Source organism: Streptomyces sp. NPDC037126 (genome assembly GCF_055605965.1).
Genome location: NZ_JBVJTD010000001.1, coordinates 24159 through 42910 on the forward strand (window position 1 = coordinate 24159; position 18752 = coordinate 42910).

The following is an 18752-nucleotide window of genomic DNA, read 5'->3' on the forward strand; positions in this document are numbered from 1 at the left end:
CCCCTGTCACCGGTACTCCGAAAGCCTGCGCCCGATGCCGGCCACCGCGCCCGCGGCGGCCAGCACGGCGAGGACGGCCGCGCCGACCGGCAGGCCGGTCATGGCGTCGAGTCCGTCACCGGCGGCCCGCTGGAACTCGTCCTGCTCGTGACCGATCGCCAGGGCGAGGTTGCGGTCGACGCTGTCGAAGCACTCGCCCGTGGCGCCCTTGGCCCCGATGACCTTGTCCAGGGCCTCCTGGTAGTTGCCGTTCTCGTCCTCGGTGCGGGCCGCGGTGTGGCGCTGCTTCCACACCGCCATGTTGCCCTCGGCCGCCTTGACCGGCGCGGTGCCGCCCGTGTCGTCGGCGAGCGTCTCCGCCTGGCTCAGTCCCTTGCCGAGCACGGCCATGTCCTTGTCGAAGTCGTAGTAGTAGGCGTCGTACACCTGGCCGCCCACCGTGACGGTCTCGGCGCCGCGCGCCACCAGGCTCAGGTTCTCGTTCCCGCGCGCCTTCAGGGAGGCGATCCGGGCGTCGTGCAGGACGTTCAGGGAGCGGACGCCGTGGTCGAAGGAGCCGTTCAGCTCGGAGCGGGCGACCGCGTGCCCGACGACCAGCCACAGCAGGGCGATCGTGGTGGCGGCGCTGGCGGCGACCAGGCCGTGGTTCAGCACGCGGTTGGTGCGGCGGTAGGTGCGGTGCTGGACCCAGCCGAGCCCGGCGAGCGCCACCACCCCGAGCGCGATGGCCGCCCAGGGGTACGGCGTCGCGTCCCCGTAGTCGGCGTCGAGCCGGGCGTTCTCCTTGGTGTAGAGGTCCTCCGCCGCCGGGAGCATCTCCTGCTGCATCTTCTCGTTGGCGTAGCGCAGGTAGGCGCCGCCCACCGGATAGCCCTGCCGGTTGTAGGTCCGGGCGCGCTCGACGAGGCCCTTGTACTCGGGCAGCAGCCGGTTCAGCCTGGCGATGGTCGCCTCGGAGGCCGAGCCGGGCTCGGCGTTCGCGGCGGCCGTCACGAGTCCGGACGCCGCCGTGCTGATGTCCTTCTCGTACCGGTCGCGGGTGGCGGCCGTCTCCTGGCCGCCGGCCAGGAAGCCGCTGGAAGCCGCCGTGTTGGCGTCCGCCAGCGAGCGGTAGATGTCCGCGGCGCCGGAGCTGAGGGGCTGGCTCCTGTGCAGTACGTCGTCGGCGGCGGCCGCCCGCTCACTGGTCTCCCAGGCGGTGACCGCGCCGAAGGCGACGACCAGCAGGGCGAGGACGGCGCCGATGATCCGCAGCCGGCCGGGCTCGGTGGTCGCGGCGGCCCGCAGCCGCTCGGTCGCCTCGGCGAAGGCGGTGCGCCGGGCGGGCGGCGCGGGCGGGACCGCGGGGGCCGGACGGCCGGGCTGTGCGGGGATGCCGGGGGCGACGGGCACGCCGGGGCCCACCACCGGTGGTGCCGCGCTCTTCGGCGGGTGTGTCACTCGAGACCTCCCCCATGGTCATCCGTTCGCCGCCAAGTATCGCCGCACGGACCGGCATTCCGCACCGGCCTTCACTGGATCTTGATCGGATCGCAGCGTGCCCGACGGCGCGCGGCGCCGGGCGCACCACCCTCCGCAGAGGAACACGCGGGCCATGACGAAACGGTTCCCCGGTCCGGCGTGCGCCCGTCGAACTGAAGAACCGTTTCGCTAGGTGCGTGCGCCGATGCGCTGGACGGACTCGCGCGCCCCGGTCAGCGGTCGTCGCCCGGTCCGGGGGACCGCTCCCAGTACCCCCGCGCCCGCTCCTGCGCCGCCGCGTCCGCCCCGAGCCGGTCCAGGCCCAGCAGGGCCGCGCCGAGCACCGGGCTCGCCGCGACCACACGCACGCAGGCCTTGGGGGCACGGTCCGCGAGGAGGTCGCGGACCGTGTCGTCGAGCAGCGGGTGGCCGGCCGTCAGGACGCTGCCGCCGAGCAGGACCGGCGTCTCCTCGCCGAGGAGGTCGAGGCGGGTCAGCGCGACCGCGGCCATCACCGTCACCTCCTCGGCCAGGCGGTGCACGATCGACCGGGCCACCGGGTCACCCTCGGCGGCGGTCGCGAACAGCACCGGCGTCAGCTCGTGCCGCCGCTCGTGCGCCACCCGCTCCAGGTGCAGGGCCTCGATCAGCGCGTACATGGTGGCCAGCCCGAAGTGGGCGGGCAGGGTGCGGGCCAGGGCCGTCGGCGCGCCCCTGCCGTCCTCCGCGCGGGCCGCGTGCCACAGCGCCTCCTCGGACAGGCCCCAGCCGCCGCCCCAGTCGCCGGAGATCCGGCCGATCGCCGGGAAGCGGGCGGTGCGGCCGTCGGGGCGCATGCCCACGCAGTTGATGCCGGCACCGCAGACGACCGCGACGCCCCGGGGCTCGGCCACACCCGCCCGCAGGATCGCGAACGTGTCGTTGCGGACCTCCACCGTCGCCCCCCACGCGCGCGCGTGCAGCGCGCTCGCCAACTGCTCCTCCTCCACCGGGAGATCGGCGTTGGCCAGGCACGCGGAGACATGGCCGGCGGACGTGAGGCCCGCCCGGCCGAGCGCCCGGACCACCGGCTCGGCCAGCGCGTCCAGCGCCGCCGCCACGCCCACCGCGGGCGGCCGGAAGCCCCCGCCGCGGGCCGTGGCCAGCACCGCGCCGTCGGTGCCCACCACGGCCACGTCGGTCTTGCTGTTGCCGGCGTCGACGGCGAGGACGGTCGAGGTCAGGCCCACGCGAGGTGCTCCCGGTTGTGTGCGATCAGACGGTCGGTGAGGGCTTCGGCGAACTCGTACTGGCCGATCAGCGGGTGGGCGAGCAGCGCCCGGAAGACCCGGTCCCGGCCCCCGCGCAGCGCCGCCTCGAGCGCCAGTTCCTCGTACGCGGTCACGTTGGCGATCAGGCCCGCGAAGAGGGGGTCGGTCTCCGGTACCGGCAGGGGCGCGGCCCCCGTCGTGCCGACGGCCGCCTGGACCTCGATCACCGCGTCGTCGGGGAGGAAGGGGAGCGTGCCCCGGTTGAGCGTGTTCACCACCTGGTAGGGACTTCCGCCGCCGCCGAGCAGGGCGGCCGCCAGGTCCACCGCCGCCTCCGAGTAGTAGGCGCCGCCCCGCTCGGCGAGCAGCGCCGGCTTCTCGTCCAGCGCCGGGTCGCCGTACATCCGCAGCAGCTCGCGCTCCATGGCGGCCACCTCGGCGGCCCGGGAGGGCTTGGTGCCCAGTTCCCGTACGACCTCGTCGTGCGCGTAGTAGTAGCGCAGGTAGTAGGAGGGGACCACGCCCAGCCGGTCGAGGAGGGCGCGCGGGATGCGGAGGTCGCCGGCGACGGCCTCGCCGTGCTCGGCGAGGAGCTTCGCCAGCACGCTCTCGCCCTCGGGGCCGCCGAGGCGCACGTCGGTCTCCCAGGTGAGGTGGTTGAGGCCCACGTGGGACAGGTGCACGTCCGCCGGGGACACCCCGAGCAGGCCCGCGAACTTCCGCTGGAAGCCGATCGCCACGTTGCACAGCCCGACCGCCCGGTGCCCGGCCCCGAGCAGGGCGCGGGTGACGATGCCGACCGGGTTGGTGAAGTCGATGATCCACGCGCGCGGGTTGGCGCGGCGGACCCGCTCGGCGATGTCCAGGACCACCGGGACCGTGCGCAGCGCCTTGGCGAGGCCGCCGGCGCCGGTCGTCTCCTGGCCGATGCAGCCGCACTCCAGCGGCCAGGTCTCGTCCCGTTCGCGGGCCGCCTGTCCGCCCACGCGCAGCTGCAGCAGCACGGCGTCGGCGCCGTCGACGCCCGCGTCCAGGTCGGAGGTGGTGACGATCCGGCCGGGGTGCCCCTGCCTGGCGAAGATCCGGCGGGCCAGGCCGCCGACCAGTTCCAGGCGTTCGGCCGCCGGGTCCACGAGGACCAATTCCTCGACGGGCAGGGTGTCGCGCAGACGGGCGAAGCCGTCGACGAGTTCAGGGGTGTAGGTCGAACCGCCGCCGACCACGGTGAGTTTCATATCGGGGTTAACCCTTCACTCCGGTGAGTGTGACGCCCTCGACGAACGCCTTCTGGGCGAAGAAGAACACGAGGATCACGGGCGCCATGACGAGCACGGTCGCGGCCATGGTGAGGTTCCAGTCGGTGTGGTGGGCGCCCTTGAAGGACTCCAGGCCGTAGGAGAGGGTCCAGGCGCCCGGGTTCTCGGACGCGTAGATCTGCGGCCCGAAGTAGTCGTTCCAGGCGTAGAAGAACTGGAACAGGGCGACGGCGGCGATGCCCGGCTTCGCCATCGGCAGGACGACCCGCAGCAGGGTGCGCAGGTCGCCGCAGCCGTCCACCTTCGCGGCGTCGACGTACTCGTTCGGGATCGTCATCAGGAACTGCCGCAGCAGGAAGATGGAGAACGCGTCGCCGAACGCCATCGGGATGATCAGCGGCCACAGCGTGCCGGACAGGCCCAGCTGCTTCGCCCAGAAGAGGTACATCGGGATGATGACCACCTGCGGGGGCAGCATCATCATCGAGATCACCAGCATGAGTGACAGATCGCGGCCCCGGAAGCGGAACTTCGCGAGCGCGTACGCCACCGGCAGGGACGACACCACGGTCAGCACGGTGCCGAGGCCCGCGTAGATCAGGGTGTTCTTCCACCAGGTCAGGAAGCCGGGTGTGTCGAGGACCTTCCGGTAGTTGCCCCACTCCCAGGTGTGCGGGATGAGGTCCCGGCTCAGGGCCTGGGTGTCGCTCATCAGCGAGGTCAGCAGCACGAACACGAAGGGCAGCACGAAGAAGAGCGCGGCGGCGACTCCGAGGCAGTGCACCGCGATCCACTCCAGCAGGGCGCGGCGGCGGGCCGTGCGTTCGGCGCCGGACACCGCGGACGGAGCCGGCTTCACCGGCTGGTCGAGTACTTGGGTCATGGTCAGTCACCTGCCTGGATCAGGCCGCCCCGGCGCCGCATCAGCAGGGTGGTGAACGCCATCGACAGGGCGAAGAGCACGAGGGCGACGACACAGGCCGAGCCGTAGTCGAAGCGCTGGAAGCCGAGGTTGTAGACGAGCTGGGGGAGGGTGAGCGTGGACTTGTCCGGGTAGCCGGGCTCGAACTGGGTGCCCGCGCCCTGGATCACGCCCGAGGCGACCTTCCCCGCGATCAGCGGCTGGGTGTAGTACTGCATGGTCTGGATCACGCCGGTGACGACCGCGAACATCACGATCGGGGAGATGTTCGGCAGGGTGACGTACCGGAAGCGCTGCCACGCCGAGGCGCCGTCCAGTTCGGCCGCCTCGTACTGCTCGGCCGGCACGTCCAGCAGCGCGGCCATGAAGATGACCATCAGGTCGCCGATGCCCCACAGGGCCAGCAGCGTGAGGGCCGGCTTGGACCAGGCCGGGTCGTTGAACCAGCCCGGCGCCGGGATGCCGATCTTCTCCAGGACCGAGTTGACAGGGCCCGTACCGGGGTTGAGCAGGAAGGCGAAGGCCATGGTCGCGGCCACCGGCGGGGCCAGGTACGGCAGGTAGAACAGGGTGCGGAAGACCCCCGCCCCGGTCTTGATCCTGGTGATGAGCAGGCCGATGCCCAGCCCGAACACCACCCGGAGCGTCACCATCACCACGACCAGCCACAGCGTGTTGCGCAGCGCGGGCCAGAAGAGCGGGTAGTGCTCGAAGACGTAGGTCCAGTTCTTCGCGCCGCTCCACGTCGGCGGCCGGAAGCCGTCGTAGTGCATGAAGGAGAAGTAGACCGTCGAGATCAGCGGGTAGGCGAAGAAGACCGCGAAGCCGATCAGCCACGGCGACATGAAGGCGAGTGTGCGGAGCGCCGACCGGCGGCGCTTCGACGCGTAGGTGATCGCGCTCATGGTCACTTCGCCTGCGCGATGTCCGTGTCGATCTGCGCGGCCGTCTTCCTCAGGCCGGCCTTCAGGTCGGTGGCCTTGCCGCTCTCGTAGTCGTAGCCGAACTGCTGGATGGTCACCAGGTACTGGCCGCCGTTGATGGAGGCGGGAGAGGTGGTGGAGTCCGGGTCGGAGGCGATGTCCAGGAAGGTCTTGAAGCGCGGGTCGTACTTCAGCTTCGGGGACTTCAGCGCGGCCAGCGTGGAGGGCACGTTGTGCAGGTCGTTGGAGAAGCCGACCACGGCGTCGGTGTCCGTGGTGATGTACTTGACGAACTCCCAGGCGGCGTTCTGCTTGTGGCTGCCGGCCGCGATGCCCGCGACGGTGCCGGTGATGTAGCCCTTGCCGTACTGCGCGACCTGGTCGTCCGGCACGGGCAGCGGGGCGACGCCGATGTCGAACCTCGGCTTGGCGGCGAGGGCCATCCCGAGCCGCCACTCGCCGTCGAGCTGCATGGCGACCTGGCCGGTGTGGAAGGGGTGCTTGGGGCCCCACTCGTCGCCGAGGGTGGCCCGGAACCTCTCCAGCCTCTGGAACCCGCCGAGTTCGTCCACGAGCCGCTTCTGCAGCGCGAAGCCCTTCTCGAAGGCGGGGTCCGTGGCGAGGGCCGACTTGCCGTCCTTGGCGAAGTACGTCGGCGAGAACTGGGCGAAGTAGTGCTCGGTGGTGGACTCCCAGCCGTGGTAGTCCGGCATGAACCCGAGCTGCTTGTACGAGCCGCCGTCCGGGATCGTCAGCTTCTTGGCGTCGGCCTCGAACTCCGACCAGGTCTTCGGCGGGTTCGCGATGCCCGCCTTCTCGAACGCCGTCTTGTTGTAGTACAGCCCGTACGCGTCCCCGAGCAGCGGCACCGTGCAGCGGTTGCCGTCGAACTGGGTGTACTCGTTCATCGGCTTCGGGAAGGTCCGCGCGGGGTCGATCCCGGCCTTCTCGAAGAAGGGGTTGAGGTCGACCAGTGCGCCCGAGGAGCAGAACTTGCCCACGTTGTTGGTGGTGAAGGAGGAGATGACGTCGGGGGCCTTGTCGCCGCCCGAGCGCAGCGCCTGGTTGATCTTGTCGTCTGTCATGTTGCCGACGACGTTCACGTGGATGTTGGGGTGCGCCTTCTCGAAGCCGGCGACCAGCGCGTCGACCGCCTTCACCTCGTTCGGCGCGCTCCAGGCGTGCCAGAAGTTGATCGTCGTGTTCTTCGACGGGTCGTCCGTGGCGCCGGAGTTCGACTGGCCGGTGCACGCGGCGGTGAGCAGTACGGCGGAGGCGGTCAGGGCAAAAGCCGCTTTTCGGGCGACTCCGGGTATGGGTGTGGGCATGACGAGGTCTCCCTGGGACGGGGTCGGGAAAGGAGGGGGCGCGGCGCTCAGCGCGAGGTGTCGAAGACCTCGTCGCGGGTGGTGGCGAGCGCGGACTCCAGCGCACCGCGCAGTACGGGGTGTTCACGGACGTCGCCGACGACGAGCCGGGGGCGGGCCGCCGCCAGCTCCTCCAGTTCGGCCTGGACGAGGGCGCGCAGCACCTCGCCGCCGGCCGTCAGGGCGGAGCCGCTGAGGACGACGAGTTCGGGGTCGAGGACGGAGACGAGCGAGGCGAGACCGGTGGCCAGCCGGGTCGCGTAGGTCTGGAGCAGCTCCCGGTGGGGGCCGCTCGTGTGGTCGGCGGCCAGGGTCACGAGCCGGGCCGCCGCCTCGGTGCAGGGGCCGGACGGCACGTCCTCGATGCCGAGTTCCCGGGCCAGCTTCGGCAGCGCCTGGGAGCCGGCCAGCTCCTGGTAGCCGCCGCTGTTGGCCTTGGTCACCTGGCGCACCAGGGGCGTGCCCGGCACCGGCAGGAAGCCGACCTCGCCCGCGCCGCCGGTCCAGCCGCGGTGCAGCCGGCCGCCGAGGACCAGGGCGGCGCCGAGGCCCTCCTGGTTCCACAGCAGCACGAAGTCCGCGTGGCCGCGGGCCGCGCCGAGCCGCTGTTCGGCGATGGCGACGAGGTTGACGTCGTTCTCGTACTCGACCGGCATCGGGAGCGCCGCCGCGAGGTCGTCGAGCAGCGCGGGGGAGTGCCAGCCGGGCAGGTGGGAGGCGTAGCGCAGCCGCCCTGTGTTGGGGTCGAAGGCGCCGGGGGTGCCGATGACCAGCCGGTGCACCTCGTCGCGGGCCAGGCCGGCCGCCTTTACGGCGCCGTCGAGGGCGTCGGTGACCTGCCGGACGACCGGCTGCGCCGGCCGCCGTCCGGGGGTGGGCAGCTCGTACTCGCCGACCGTGCGGCCGGTGATGTCGGCGACGGCGGCGCGGATGCGGTCGGGGGTGACGTCCAGGCCGGCCGCGTGCGCCGCGCCCGGATTGACCGCGTACAGCTGGGCGTTGGGGCCGGGGCGGCCCTCGCTGGTGCCGGTGACCCGGACCAGGCCGGCCGCCTCGAGGCGAGCGAGCAGCTGGGAGGCGGTGGGCTTGGAGAGGCCGGTGAGCTTGCCGATCCGGGTGCGCGACAGCGGGCCGTGCTCCAGCAGGAGGTCGAGGGCGGCGCGGTCGTTCATGGCGCGCAGGACGCGCGGCGTGCCCGGCGTACCGGCGGTTCCTGCCATCGGGGTCGACACCTGCCTTTCCAGCCGCCCAGCTTTTCAGTGACCCGGGGACGACGTCCAGTCTTGATCATCCGGCCGTCGGAAAGATCACAGTTAGGAAACTTTCCTATTGGGGTGGGAGGAACGTAAGCCCAGGACGAAGGGGGCGTCAATAGACAACGCTGCCGCGGCGGCCGACTTGTTGCGCGAGAGGCGGTCACGAGTGCGTCACGGGAGTGGTTTCCGCTGGTCAGCACACTTACAGTCGCTGTGCACCGGAACGGGCGCAGTGGGTCGGGGGCTGCTGGGCGGGCTGTGGGCGGCCGCCGTGGGGAACTTCCTGCCGATCGTGGCCATCCAGATGGTCGACCAGGCCTCGCGCGACGCTCGGCGACGTCGGCGTCGTCCCGCTGATCTGGGCGGCGCTGTGCCTCCTCGGCGCGCTGTACGTGCGCGGCGCCCTGGTGCGCGGGGCCCGGGGCACTGACGCGGGGACCGGGCCGACGTCGGGCGGCCGTCTTCGTCGCGCTGTGCCAGGTGGCCCGCCTTGCGGAACCTGACCGGAAGTGAGCGGGGGCGCGACTTCCGTCGTCGCCCCCGCGTGCCGCTCAGCCCCCCACGAACGGGGCGGTGTCCAGGGTGGGATAGGGCGCCGGGAGAGGCAGGGGCGCACCGAGGTCGACCTTCGTGTCGGTGGCGTAGTACGCCTCGGTGGGATCGTCGCCGGGCAGGACCGGGTCCCTGTAGCAGTGGGCCGTCCCGGAGTGGCGGTCGATGAGGACGTGAACCGGGACTCCGGCGGCGGCGTAGGTGCGGAACTTGGGGCCGGTGTCGGTCTCGTGGTCTGTGGAGGTGACCTCACCCACGAGGGCGACCATGTCGATGGGGTACCAGCCCTTGTGGGCCTTGCGGTACGACTCGTCGAGTTCGGTCGGCCTGCGACGACGGACGTAGAAGTCCGGAACGATCAAAGCCGTCGTTCTGCCGTCGTCGTGGGCGGCACGGTAGCCGTTGCCCATACCGGCGAGACGAAATCCGGCGGCCCGGAACTGGAAGCCAAGCTCGAAAGCGCCGTCATTCCTCGTCGCGCTGATGCCAGGCTAAGCCCACGCCCGGCGCCCCGGCAGAACGATGGGGCACCTCCCGCGCGTCCGCGCCGGGGTGCCCCATCTGTTCACTCGAACGAGTGTGCTGAGCCGTTCCGCTCGTCTACCTGCCCGGGGTCGCGGGCGGGGGGATCGGGGCCGTGGCCTTGGTCTGGGGGGACTCCGCGTTGGCGTAGGCGGAGGGGGCCGCCACCGCGGCGGTCGGGTCCGGGGTGTCCTCCAGGTCCTCGACGGCCGTCGCGCCGCCCACGATGCGGATGCTCGCGGCGTCGAACGCGCGCTTGATGCGCCAGCGCAGTTCGCGCTCGACCGGGACCGCCTTGCCGGGCATCGTCCTGGCGGAGACCCGGACCACCATGGAGTCGATGAGCACGGAGTCCAGGCCGAGGACCTCGACCGGGCCCCACAGCAGCTCGTTCCAGGGCTCTTCCTTGGTCAGCTTCTCGGCGACCTCGTCGAGGGTGGCCCTGACCCGGTCCAGGTCCTCCGCCGCCCGCACGGTCACGTCGACCCCGGCCGTGGCCCAGCCCTGGGAGAGGTTCCCGATCCGCTTGACCTCGCCGTTGCGGACGTACCAGATCTCGCCCTCGGAGCCGCGCAGCTTCGTCACGCGCAGCCCGACCTCGATCACCTCGCCGGAGGCCACACCCGCGTCGACCACGTCACCGACGCCGTACTGGTCCTCCAGGATCATGAACACACCGGACAGGAAGTCCGTGACCAGGTTCCGCGCGCCGAAACCGATCGCCACACCGGCGACTCCGGCCGAGGCCAGCAGCGGCGCCAGGTTGATCTTGAAGGTGGACAGCACCATCAGCGCGGCCGTGCCGAGGATCAGGAAGCTCGCCACCGAGCGCAGCACCGACCCGATCGCCGCCGACCGCTGCCGGCGCCGCTCGACGTTGACCAGCAGCCCGCCCAGCGCGCTGCCCTCCGAGACCTGCGCGGCGCGGCCCATCCGGTCTATCAGCTGGCTGATCGCCCGCCGCACCACCGCTCTGAGCGCGACCGCGACCACCACGATCAGCAGGATCTGCAGACCCATCGCGAGCCACGTCGACCAGTTCTGCTCGACCCAGCTCGCCGCGTTCGTCGCGCTCTCCTGGGCGTCCTGGAGCGACGGCACGGCCGGCGCCGTCGAACCCGACGGGGACGGGGACGGTGACGCACCGGCGGCCGACAGGACCACGGGCAAGGACGACACGGCAGGTACCTCCAAGGTGCTGCGCGGTCCGTACCGGCAGGGCGGTCAATGTCTGCAAGGTCACGAAAAGATCACCGGACGGACAGGACCACCACACTAACGGGGCCTTGCGTGTGTCCCGCGCGGATCCGCCAAGGAGGGCTCAGGAGAGACGGGGCTCACCCCGGCTTGAACCGGCCATGATCCGGGGGATGAATCAGGTGTGGTCGAAAACACTCCCAGCCCGTTACCGGGACATGGTGGCGCTTCCACCAGGCATGAGGGGAGACTGACTGCAGATCGTCCCGGCGCGAGCCACGCGCCGCCGACGCCCAAGGAGGCACCCGTGCCGCATGTCCTGGTCCTCAACGCGTCGTACGAGCCACTCGGCGTCGTACCGCTCCGCCGCGCGCTCATCCTCGTACTGGAGAACAAGGCCGTCTCCCTCGAGGAATCCGGCGCCTTTATGCACAGCGCAACCGTCACAGTCCCCGCACCCAGCGTGGTCCGGCTCAAGCGTTTCGTCCGGGTTCCCTATCGGGGGCCCGTTCCTCTTACCCGTCGAGCGCTCTTCGCGCGGGACGGGGGCCGGTGCATGTACTGCGGTGGCGTCGCAACCAGCGTCGACCACGTCATCCCGCGCAGCCGCGGGGGCAAGCACGTCTGGGACAACGTGGTGGCCTCCTGCCGCCGCTGCAACCACGTCAAGGCCGACCGCCACCTCGTCGAGCTGGGCTGGCGGCTGCACCACAAACCCGCACCGCCCACCGGACTGGCCTGGCGCATCATCGGCACCGGCCATAGGGACCCGCGCTGGCTGCCCTACTTGCAGCCGTACGGCGCGGACGACGCTCTGGCCCGGATCGACGGCATCTCCGCGTAGTCGGTCCGGGCTTTCGCACACCCGGGGCGGTCCGCCCCGGGCCGCAGGCGTGGTCCGGCCCCGGGAGTCCCCCGTGCCCCCGGGGCCGGCCGGTCACGCGCCGCTCACGCGTGGCGCAGCTCGGCCGGGCGCACCGAGCGGCGCAGCAGCGGCAGCGAGGTGGCCGCCGCCAGCAGGCAGCCCGCGTACACACCCACCGGGACCGGCAGCGCGGCGTACGGCACGCCCGGGGTGAGGCGGTCCTGGACGAGCGAGGCGTACCAGGTCCCGATCGCCGTGCCCCCGGCGCCCGCGAGCGCGACCGCGGGGGCGAGCGGCAGCGCCCGCGGCACCCCGGCGGCGACCTGGGCGGCGAGCCCGCGACGCGGGCCGTGTGCACCAGGGCCGTCATCACCTGCTCGCTCGCCGGCGAGTCCAGGGCCCCGGTCGGCTCGTCCGCGAAGACCACCTTCGGGCCGGTCACCAGTGCCCGGGCGAGCGCGGCCCGCTGGGCCTGGCCGCCGCTCAGCTCGCCCGGCCGTGCACCCCGAACCGCTTCAGCCACTCCCCGGCCCGCTCCCGGGCCTCGGCGCGGCCGTACCCGGCCAGCATCAGCGGCAGCGCGACGTTGTCCACGGCCGTCAGCTCGGGAACCAGCTGCCCGAACTGGAACACCACCCCGAAGTCGTCGCGGCGCGGCTCGCTCAGCCGCTTCTCCGGCAGCCGGTCGAGCCGCAGCCCGTCGTAGGTCACGGAGCCCTCGTCCGGCCGTACGATCCCCGCCAGGCAGTGCAGCAGCGTGGACTTGCCGCTGCCGCTGCCGCTGCCGCTGCCGCTGCCGCTGCCGCTGCCACTGGCCCCGGTCACCGCGAGCCGTTCGCCCGCGTGCAGCTCCACCGAGGCCCCGCGCAGCGCCGGCGTCGTGCCGTGCGCCGTGACCAGGCCCCGGCCCGCCAGGAGCGGCACCGAGGCGTCCCCGGGTTTGCTCATGCTGTGTCGACCTCCGCGGTCAGAGTGGTCAGCCGGGCCGCCGTGGTGTTCATCCAGCGGAGGTCGGCGTCGAGGTGGTCGAGGGCGTAGTCCGCCGAGAGCACGGTCGACAGGTCGGCGCCCGGGGCCGTCTTCACGGCCGTGAGCTCCCGCATCCGCTCCATGTGGGCGGCCCGCTGGGCGCGCAGATAGGCGGCCGGATCGCCGCCGGCCAGGATCGAGACGACGACCTTGGCGAAGATCTCGTTCGCCAGGAAGGGCGCGGGCGGGGTGATCTCCCCGGCCCAGACGGCCAGTTCGCGCGCTCCGTCGTCCGTTGAGTGAATAGTGAACCTGCCGCGTGGTCGCCCCGGGGAGAATGTGACGAGTGGCATGTTGTTCCCTTCTGTACGTCTGCCGCAGCGCTCACGGGGTAGGGCTGCGATACACGCAAGGGCCTGGCCGGCGTGACCCGCAGGTCAGGTCGTAGGCCGCCGTACACGACAAGGAGGCCCCCGTGGCCGCACCGGCGCGACTCTCGATCCCGGCCCAGTGGAAACACGAGGCGAAACCCCTGGCGGAGCCGTCCGCCGAGACCGACCCGGCACGCCTGTGCGTCTTCAGCGCGGAGAGCGCCAGCGTCCAGGCGCCACTGACCAGCGAACCGCCGCTGCCCGACGCCGAGCCCCTGACCAGTGAGCCCCCGCTCGCCGACGCCACCCCGCTGACCAGCGAGTCCGACCCCGTCCCGGACTTCTTCGGCGCGGGGCTGTAGATGGCCGGGGCGTTCGAGGACGAGGAGCTGTCCCGGCTCGCCGGGCTGCACGGGGTCGCCACCTCCTACAGCCCCGCCCCGGGCCGTACCGTGCCGGTCCCCGCCTCCGCCGTGGCCGCCGCCCTGGCCGCCCTCGGCGTCGACGCGGGCACCCCGGACGCCGTCCGCGCCGCGCTCGCCGCACGCGAACGCGAGCTGCGCGAGCGCCTGCTGCCGCCGACGGTCGTGCACTGGGCCGGCGATCCGGCGGGCCCCGCCGCCCTCGCCGCGCTGCCGCCCGGCACCCGCCTGCGCGTGGAGACCGAGCAGGGAGAGGAACGGGAGGCCGCCGCCGGCCTCCCGCTGGACGCCGCCGGCCTCCCGCTGGGCATCCACCGGCTGACCGCCACCGCGCCCGACGGGCGCACCGGCCACGCGCACCTCGTCGTCGCCCCCGACCGGCTGCCCGCCCCGCCCGGACGCTGCCACGGCCTGCTGGTCCAGCTCTACTCGCTGCTGTCCGGCCGCTCCTGGGGCATGGGCGACCTCGCCGACCTCGCCGAGCTGGCGGGCTGGGCCGGACGCACCGCCGGAGCCGGGTTCGTCCAGGTCAACCCGCTGCACTCGGCCGTGCCCGGAGCCCCCACCGACCCCTCCCCGTACCGGCCCTCCTCGCGCCGCTTCCCCGACCCCGTCCACCTGCGGATCGAGGACGTCCCCGAGTTCGCGTACGCCGCGGACCGCGACCGCCTCGGTACCCTGCTGGAGCGGGCCGGGCGGCTGCGCGCCGCCGTCCTCGACAAGGGCGCCCTCATCGACCGCGACGCGGTGTGGGAACTGAAGCGGGAGGCACTGGAGATCGTCCTGCGCGTCCCCCTCGCCCCCGGCAGGCAGGCCGCCTACGACGACTTCCGCGCCGCCCACGGCCAGGCCCTGGACGACCACGCCACCTGGTACGCCCTCGCCGAGACCCACGGCTGCGACTGGCACGCCTGGCCGGACGGCCTGCGCGACCCCCGCTCGGCGGCCACCGCGCGGGCCCGCGCCGACCTCGCCGACCGCGTCGACTTCCACACCCGCCTGGCCTGGCTCACCGACGGCCAGCTGCGCGCCGCCCAGCGCGCGGCCCGCGAGGCCGGCATGCCCGTCGGGATCGTGCACGACCTCGCCGTCGGCGTGCACCCCGCCGGCGCCGACGCCTGGGCCCAGCAGGACGTGTTCGCCGCCGGCATGTCGGTCGGCGCGCCCCCGGACGCCTTCAACGCCCGCGGCCAGGACTGGGGTCTGCCGCCCTGGCGCCCCGACCGGCTCGCCGCCTGCGGTCACGCCCCCTACCGCGACCTGCTGCGCGCCCTGTTCCGCTACGCGGGCGCCCTGCGCATCGACCACGTCATGGGCCTGTTCCGGCTCTGGTGGGTCCCGCAGGGCAGCCCGCCCACCGAGGGCACCTACATCCGCTACGACGCCGAGGCCATGCTCGCCATCCTGGCCCTGGAGGCCGGCCGGGCCGGGGCCGTGGTGATCGGCGAGGACCTCGGCACCGTCGAGCCAGGCGTCCGCGAGACGCTGCAGCGGCGCGGGGTGCTCGGCACCTCGGTGCTGTGGTTCGAACGCGACTGGGAGGGCGACGGGCACCCGCTGCCGCCCGAGCGCTGGCGCGCCGACTGCCTGGCCACCGCCACCACCCACGACCTGCCGCCCACCGCGGCCCGGCTCACCGGCGACCACGTCGACCTGCGCGACCGGCTCGGCCTGCTCACCCGCCCGGCGGTCGAGGAACGCGCCGAGGCCGTCGCCGACATCGCGGAGTGGCTCGCCCTGCTGGGCAGCCTCGGCCTGCTCGACAGCCCGGCGGCCGGCCCGCCCGGCTCCGACGAGGAGGAGGAGATCCGCGCCGTCCACCGCTTCCTGCTGCGCACCCCGGCCCGGCTGATCGGCGTCTGGCTGCCGGACGGCGTCGGCGACCGGCGCCCGCAGAACCTGCCGGGCACCTGGGACCAGTACCCGAACTGGCGGCTGCCGATCGCGGACCACTCGGGCCGGCCGGTGCCGCTGGAGGAGCTGACGGCCTCGCCCCGGCTCCGGGCCCTGCTGGCGGTGCTCAGGGAGGGCAGGTTGCCATGATCCCGCGGTACGGGACCCCGGACGCGCGTCCTTCCGGGTGATTCGCTAACTTGAATGCGTGGACAAGAAGAACGCCCTGCGCGCCGGCGCCCTGGCCGCCGGTACGACGCTGATGATGCTGCTCATGTCGTCCCCCGCGCTCGCGCTGACCCGCGACGACGGTGACGACCCCGGCCCGGGCCTGAGCGTCGTCCAGACGCTGGGCCTCTACGTGCTGATCCCGCTCGCCCTGTTCGCCGTCATCACCGGCCTGGTGATGCTGCTGGACAAGTCGCACGTCAAGAAGGACACCACCTCGTCCGACGTCGACGTCAAGTCCGGCGCCAAGGTCTGACCTGACGACCACACGGTTCTCCCGCCGGGGGCGCCCGTCATCCCGGTACGCGCACGCAGCCGTACCCGGGTGAGACGGGCGCCCCCGGCGTTTTTCCTCACCGGCCCGCCGCGCGTCCGCCGTGCGGACCCGCGGCCCATTCGCCGTGCGGATCCGCGGCCCACTTTCCCCGCGAGCGCGCGGCTCACTTCCCGTAGGTCTCCGTACGCGCCCGCGTCTCAGGGGTTCGGTGCGGTGAGGTAACGCTGCAGCGTCGGCCCCAGCCACGCCACCAGCTCCTGCCGGGACAGCTCCGTGGCCGCCGGCAGCCGCAGCACGTAGCGGGTCAGGGCCATCCCGAGCACCTGCGCGGCGCACAACGCGGCCCGCGTCGGCACCTGCTCCGGGTCGGGGCACACCTGCCGGGCCACCGGCAGCAGCTGCTCGCGGAAGATGCCCTGCATCCGCTCGGCGCCGGCCTGGTTGGTGACCCCGACCCGCAGCACGGCCCGCAGCTCCTCGTTCTCCTCCCACAGGTCGAGGAAGTGGCCCACGAGGGCCTGCCCGACCTCCTCCCGCGGCACCCGCGCCATGTCCGGCATGCGCAGGTCGAGGGCGACGGCCGCCGCGAAGAGTCCCTCCTTGCTGCCGAAGTACCGCATCACCATCGACGGGTCGATGTGCGCGTCCCTGGCGATGGCCCGGATGGTGGCCCGCTCGTAGCCGTCGGCGGCGAAACGCTCGCGGGCCGCGGCGAGGATGGCGGTTCGGGTGGTGTCGGAGCGGCGTACGGTCATGCCAACGAGCGTAGGCCAACATGCGTAGGCCAACAAGTGTTGACCCTCCGGGAGTGCGGGTCTACTGTTGCCAACAAGCGTTGACCAACGGATGTTGGCCAACGGACGTTGGCACCCAGGAGGCCATCATGACCGGCACCACGGGAAACATCGGTACCGCGGGACTCACCAGCGAAAACGTCATCGTCGTCGGCTGCGGCCCGACCGGTCTGCTGCTCGCCGGCGACCTCGCCGCCGCCGGTGTCCCGGTCACCGTCGTCGAGAAGCGCCCCCACGGGATCAGCAACCTCTCCCGCGCCTTCGTCCTGCACGCCCGCACCCTCGAACAGCTCGACGCCCGCGGACTGGCCGACGAACTGGAGGCCGCGGGCCGGCCCCTCGACAGCCTGCACCTGTTCGGCCGCCTCGCCATCGACCTCGCCGCCCTCCCCTCCCGGTTCAACCACCTCCTCGTCATCCCGCAGTACGAGGTGGAGAAGGTGCTGGAGCGGCGGGCGGTCGAGGCGGGCGTCGGCTTCCGGTACGAGAGCGAGCTGACCGGACTCACGCAGGACGCGGACGGGGTGACGGTCGAGGTTCGTGGGCCCGGGGGGCGGACGGAGACCCTGCGGGCCGCCTACGTCGTCGGGGCCGACGGCATGCGCAGCGCGGTGCGGGAGGCGGTCGGGCTGCCGTTCCCGGGCCGGTCGGTGATCCGGTCCGTCGTCCTCGCCGACGTCAGGCTGGCCGAGAAGCCGGGGAACCTGCTGACGGTCAACGCGGTCGGGGACGCGTTCGCCTTCCTCGCGCCCTTCGGGGACGGCTACTACCGGGTGATCGGCTGGCACCGGGGCCGCAACGTCCCGGACACCGAGCCGCTGGACCTGGCGGAGATCAAGGAGATCACCCGGCTCGCCCTCGGCCGGGACTTCGGGATGCACGACGCCCGCTGGATGTCCCGCTTCCACAGCGACGAGCGGCAGGCGCCGGCCTACCGGGTCGGCCGGGTCTTCCTCGCCGGGGACGCCGCCCACGTGCACACCCCGGCCGGCGGCCAGGGCATGAACACCGGGCTGCAGGACGCGGCCAACCTGAGCTGGAAGCTGGCCGCGGTCGCCGGCGGCCACGCGGACCCCGAACTGCTCGACAGCTACCAGGCCGAGCGGCACCCGGTCGGCAGGGCGGTGCTGCGCAGCAGCGGCGGGATCGTCCGGATGGCCATGGCCAAGCGCCTCTGGACGCTCGCGGGCCGGGCCGCGCTCACCACGTTCCTGAACGCCGTGGGACCCGCCCGCCGCAAGGTCGCCGGCCAGGTCACCGGCCTCGGCTACCGCTACCCCGCACCCCGGGGCGCCCACCGCCTCACCGGTACCCGGGTCCCGGACGTCCGCCTGGCCGGCGGCACCCGGCTGTACGAGGCCCTGCGCGGCGGCCGCTTCGTGCTGATCACCCCGGAGCCGTACGAGGCGGGTGCCGGCCGTGCGGACCGCCTGGCCGTGGCCCGCTGGGCGAGCGGCCGTCGTACGACGCTGCTGGTGCGCCCCGACGGTCATGTCGCCTGGGCCGCCGACGCCGCACGGCCCGCGACGGTCGAAGCGGCGGTGGCCCGGCACCTCGGGGCCGGTGTCGGCGCGGGCGCCACGGCCTGACCATGGGGCGTCGGCCCGCGGGCCGACGCCCGGCGGCGCTACGGGCGCCCGGCCGGGCGTACGGACGTGGCGGCGTACGGACGCGGCGGCGGGCGGCGTCCGGTCCGGCTAGTCCGCGGTCGTGCGCAGCAACTCGCGCAGCAGGTCGGCCAGTCGGCCGGCCTGTTCGTCGTCGAGGCCGGACAGGGCGGCCGTCTGTTCCGCCAGGCCCGCGCCGACCGCGTCGTCGATCAGGCGCAGGCCCTCGTCGGTGAGCGTGACCTGGAGGCCGCGCCGGTCGTGCGGGTCGGGGGAGCGGCGCAGCAGCCCGGCGCGCTCCAGCTTGTCCAGGCGGCCTGTCATCCCGCCGGTGGTGAGCATCAGTGTGGCCGACAGCTGGCGCGGCGAGAGGGTGTGGGGCTCGCCGGAGCGGCGCAGGGTGGCCAGCACGTCGAACTCGCCGCGGGAGATGCCGTAGGGCTCGTATGCCCTCTCCATGCGGTCGCCCATGGCGCGCGCGAGCCGGAAGACGCGGCCGAAGACCTCCATCGCCCGGGTGTCGAGGTCGGGCCGTACCTGCCCCCACTGCTCGACGATCGTGTCGACGGGGTCCTTGCGCTGCTGCATGCGGCGAGTATCCGCCGCGTCCCGGTCGCCCG

General features: G+C 73.1%; 16 protein-coding genes and 3 pseudogenes. 5 read left to right on the forward strand and 14 right to left on the reverse strand.

Annotated elements, in window-relative coordinates:
* Positions 1-6: 6 nt before the first annotated feature.
* The 9 genes from ACZ7FF_RS00110 to ACZ7FF_RS00150 form a co-directional block, all read right to left on the reverse strand.
* Positions 7-1440, reverse strand: coding sequence for a hypothetical protein (locus ACZ7FF_RS00110; protein WP_470808157.1), 1434 nt, complete (start codon positions 1438-1440; stop codon positions 7-9).
* A gap of 254 nt (positions 1441-1694) precedes the next feature.
* Complete coding sequence (locus ACZ7FF_RS00115) at positions 1695-2690, reverse strand: N-acetylglucosamine kinase (RefSeq protein ID WP_470808158.1); 996 nt, start codon at positions 2688-2690, stop codon at positions 1695-1697.
* Entirely contained in the window at positions 2681-3946 is a 1266-nt protein-coding gene (locus ACZ7FF_RS00120) for a 6-phospho-beta-glucosidase (protein ID WP_470808159.1), read from the reverse strand. The genes ACZ7FF_RS00115 and ACZ7FF_RS00120 overlap by 10 nt, the downstream gene beginning before the upstream one ends.
* 7 nt (positions 3947-3953) lie before the next feature.
* The gene (locus ACZ7FF_RS00125) at positions 3954-4850 is read right to left on the reverse strand and encodes a carbohydrate ABC transporter permease (RefSeq protein ID WP_470808160.1); all 897 of its coding nucleotides are present in this window, start codon (positions 4848-4850) and stop codon (positions 3954-3956) included.
* A gap of 2 nt (positions 4851-4852) precedes the next feature.
* Positions 4853-5794: a carbohydrate ABC transporter permease gene (locus ACZ7FF_RS00130; protein ID WP_470808162.1), complete on the reverse strand. Its 942-nt coding sequence runs from the start codon at positions 5792-5794 to the stop codon at positions 4853-4855.
* A gap of 2 nt (positions 5795-5796) precedes the next feature.
* Positions 5797-7140 carry an ABC transporter substrate-binding protein gene (locus tag ACZ7FF_RS00135; RefSeq protein ID WP_470808163.1) on the reverse strand — a complete coding sequence of 448 codons (1344 nt, stop codon included), beginning with the start codon at positions 7138-7140 and terminating at the stop codon, positions 5797-5799.
* Positions 7141-7187: 47 nt separating this feature from the next.
* Positions 7188-8399 (reverse strand): ROK family transcriptional regulator, encoded by a 1212-nt coding sequence (locus tag ACZ7FF_RS00140; RefSeq protein ID WP_470808164.1) that lies wholly within the window; start codon positions 8397-8399, stop codon positions 7188-7190.
* Between the two features lie 587 nt (positions 8400-8986).
* A complete protein-coding gene (locus ACZ7FF_RS00145) occupies positions 8987-9397 on the reverse strand; it encodes a Uma2 family endonuclease (protein ID WP_470808166.1) in 411 nt (136 codons plus the stop codon).
* Positions 9398-9587: 190 nt separating this feature from the next.
* Positions 9588-10688: a mechanosensitive ion channel family protein gene (locus tag ACZ7FF_RS00150; RefSeq protein WP_470808167.1), complete on the reverse strand. Its 1101-nt coding sequence runs from the start codon at positions 10686-10688 to the stop codon at positions 9588-9590.
* Between the two features lie 325 nt (positions 10689-11013).
* Between ACZ7FF_RS00150 and ACZ7FF_RS00155 the strand changes: the two genes are divergently transcribed.
* Positions 11014-11550 carry an HNH endonuclease gene (locus ACZ7FF_RS00155; RefSeq protein WP_470808168.1) on the forward strand — a complete coding sequence of 179 codons (537 nt, stop codon included), beginning with the start codon at positions 11014-11016 and terminating at the stop codon, positions 11548-11550.
* A gap of 104 nt (positions 11551-11654) precedes the next feature.
* Here the strand turns inward: ACZ7FF_RS00155 and ACZ7FF_RS00160 are convergent.
* The 3 pseudogenes from ACZ7FF_RS00160 to ACZ7FF_RS00170 all read right to left on the reverse strand — a co-directional run.
* Positions 11655-11915, reverse strand: a pseudogene (locus tag ACZ7FF_RS00160) (ABC transporter permease); the annotation flags it as partial.
* Positions 11903-12519, reverse strand: a pseudogene (locus tag ACZ7FF_RS00165) (ABC transporter ATP-binding protein); the annotation flags it as partial. The pseudogenes ACZ7FF_RS00160 and ACZ7FF_RS00165, both read right to left, overlap by 13 nt.
* Positions 12516-12881, reverse strand: a pseudogene (locus ACZ7FF_RS00170) (PadR family transcriptional regulator); the annotation flags it as partial. The pseudogenes ACZ7FF_RS00165 and ACZ7FF_RS00170, both read right to left, overlap by 4 nt.
* Before the next feature lie 134 nt (positions 12882-13015).
* Between ACZ7FF_RS00170 and ACZ7FF_RS00175 the strand changes: the two are divergent.
* From ACZ7FF_RS00175 to ACZ7FF_RS00185, 3 genes are read left to right on the forward strand one after another with little or no spacing between them, the layout of a single operon-like run.
* The gene (locus tag ACZ7FF_RS00175; protein ID WP_470808169.1) at positions 13016-13273 is read left to right on the forward strand and encodes a hypothetical protein; all 258 of its coding nucleotides are present in this window, start codon (positions 13016-13018) and stop codon (positions 13271-13273) included.
* Positions 13274-15376, forward strand: a complete 2103-nt coding sequence (malQ, locus tag ACZ7FF_RS00180) for a 4-alpha-glucanotransferase (RefSeq protein ID WP_470808170.1) — start codon at positions 13274-13276, stop codon at positions 15374-15376. It abuts the gene before it with no gap.
* 58 nt (positions 15377-15434) lie between these two features.
* Positions 15435-15710: a hypothetical protein gene (locus tag ACZ7FF_RS00185; RefSeq protein ID WP_470808171.1), complete on the forward strand. Its 276-nt coding sequence runs from the start codon at positions 15435-15437 to the stop codon at positions 15708-15710.
* Between the two features lie 218 nt (positions 15711-15928).
* Here the strand turns inward: ACZ7FF_RS00185 and ACZ7FF_RS00190 are convergent, their stop codons facing one another.
* On the reverse strand, positions 15929-16486 hold the full coding sequence (locus ACZ7FF_RS00190; RefSeq protein WP_470808172.1) for a TetR/AcrR family transcriptional regulator: 558 nt from the start codon (positions 16484-16486) through the stop codon (positions 15929-15931).
* Between the two features lie 128 nt (positions 16487-16614).
* Between ACZ7FF_RS00190 and ACZ7FF_RS00195 the strand changes: the two genes are divergently transcribed.
* A complete protein-coding gene (locus ACZ7FF_RS00195; RefSeq protein WP_470808173.1) occupies positions 16615-18114 on the forward strand; it encodes an FAD-dependent monooxygenase in 1500 nt (499 codons plus the stop codon).
* A gap of 108 nt (positions 18115-18222) precedes the next feature.
* Here ACZ7FF_RS00195 and ACZ7FF_RS00200 read toward each other — a convergent pair whose 3' ends face one another.
* Positions 18223-18720, reverse strand: a complete 498-nt coding sequence (locus ACZ7FF_RS00200; protein ID WP_470808174.1) for a MarR family winged helix-turn-helix transcriptional regulator — start codon at positions 18718-18720, stop codon at positions 18223-18225.
* Between the last annotated feature and the right edge of the window lie 32 nt (positions 18721-18752).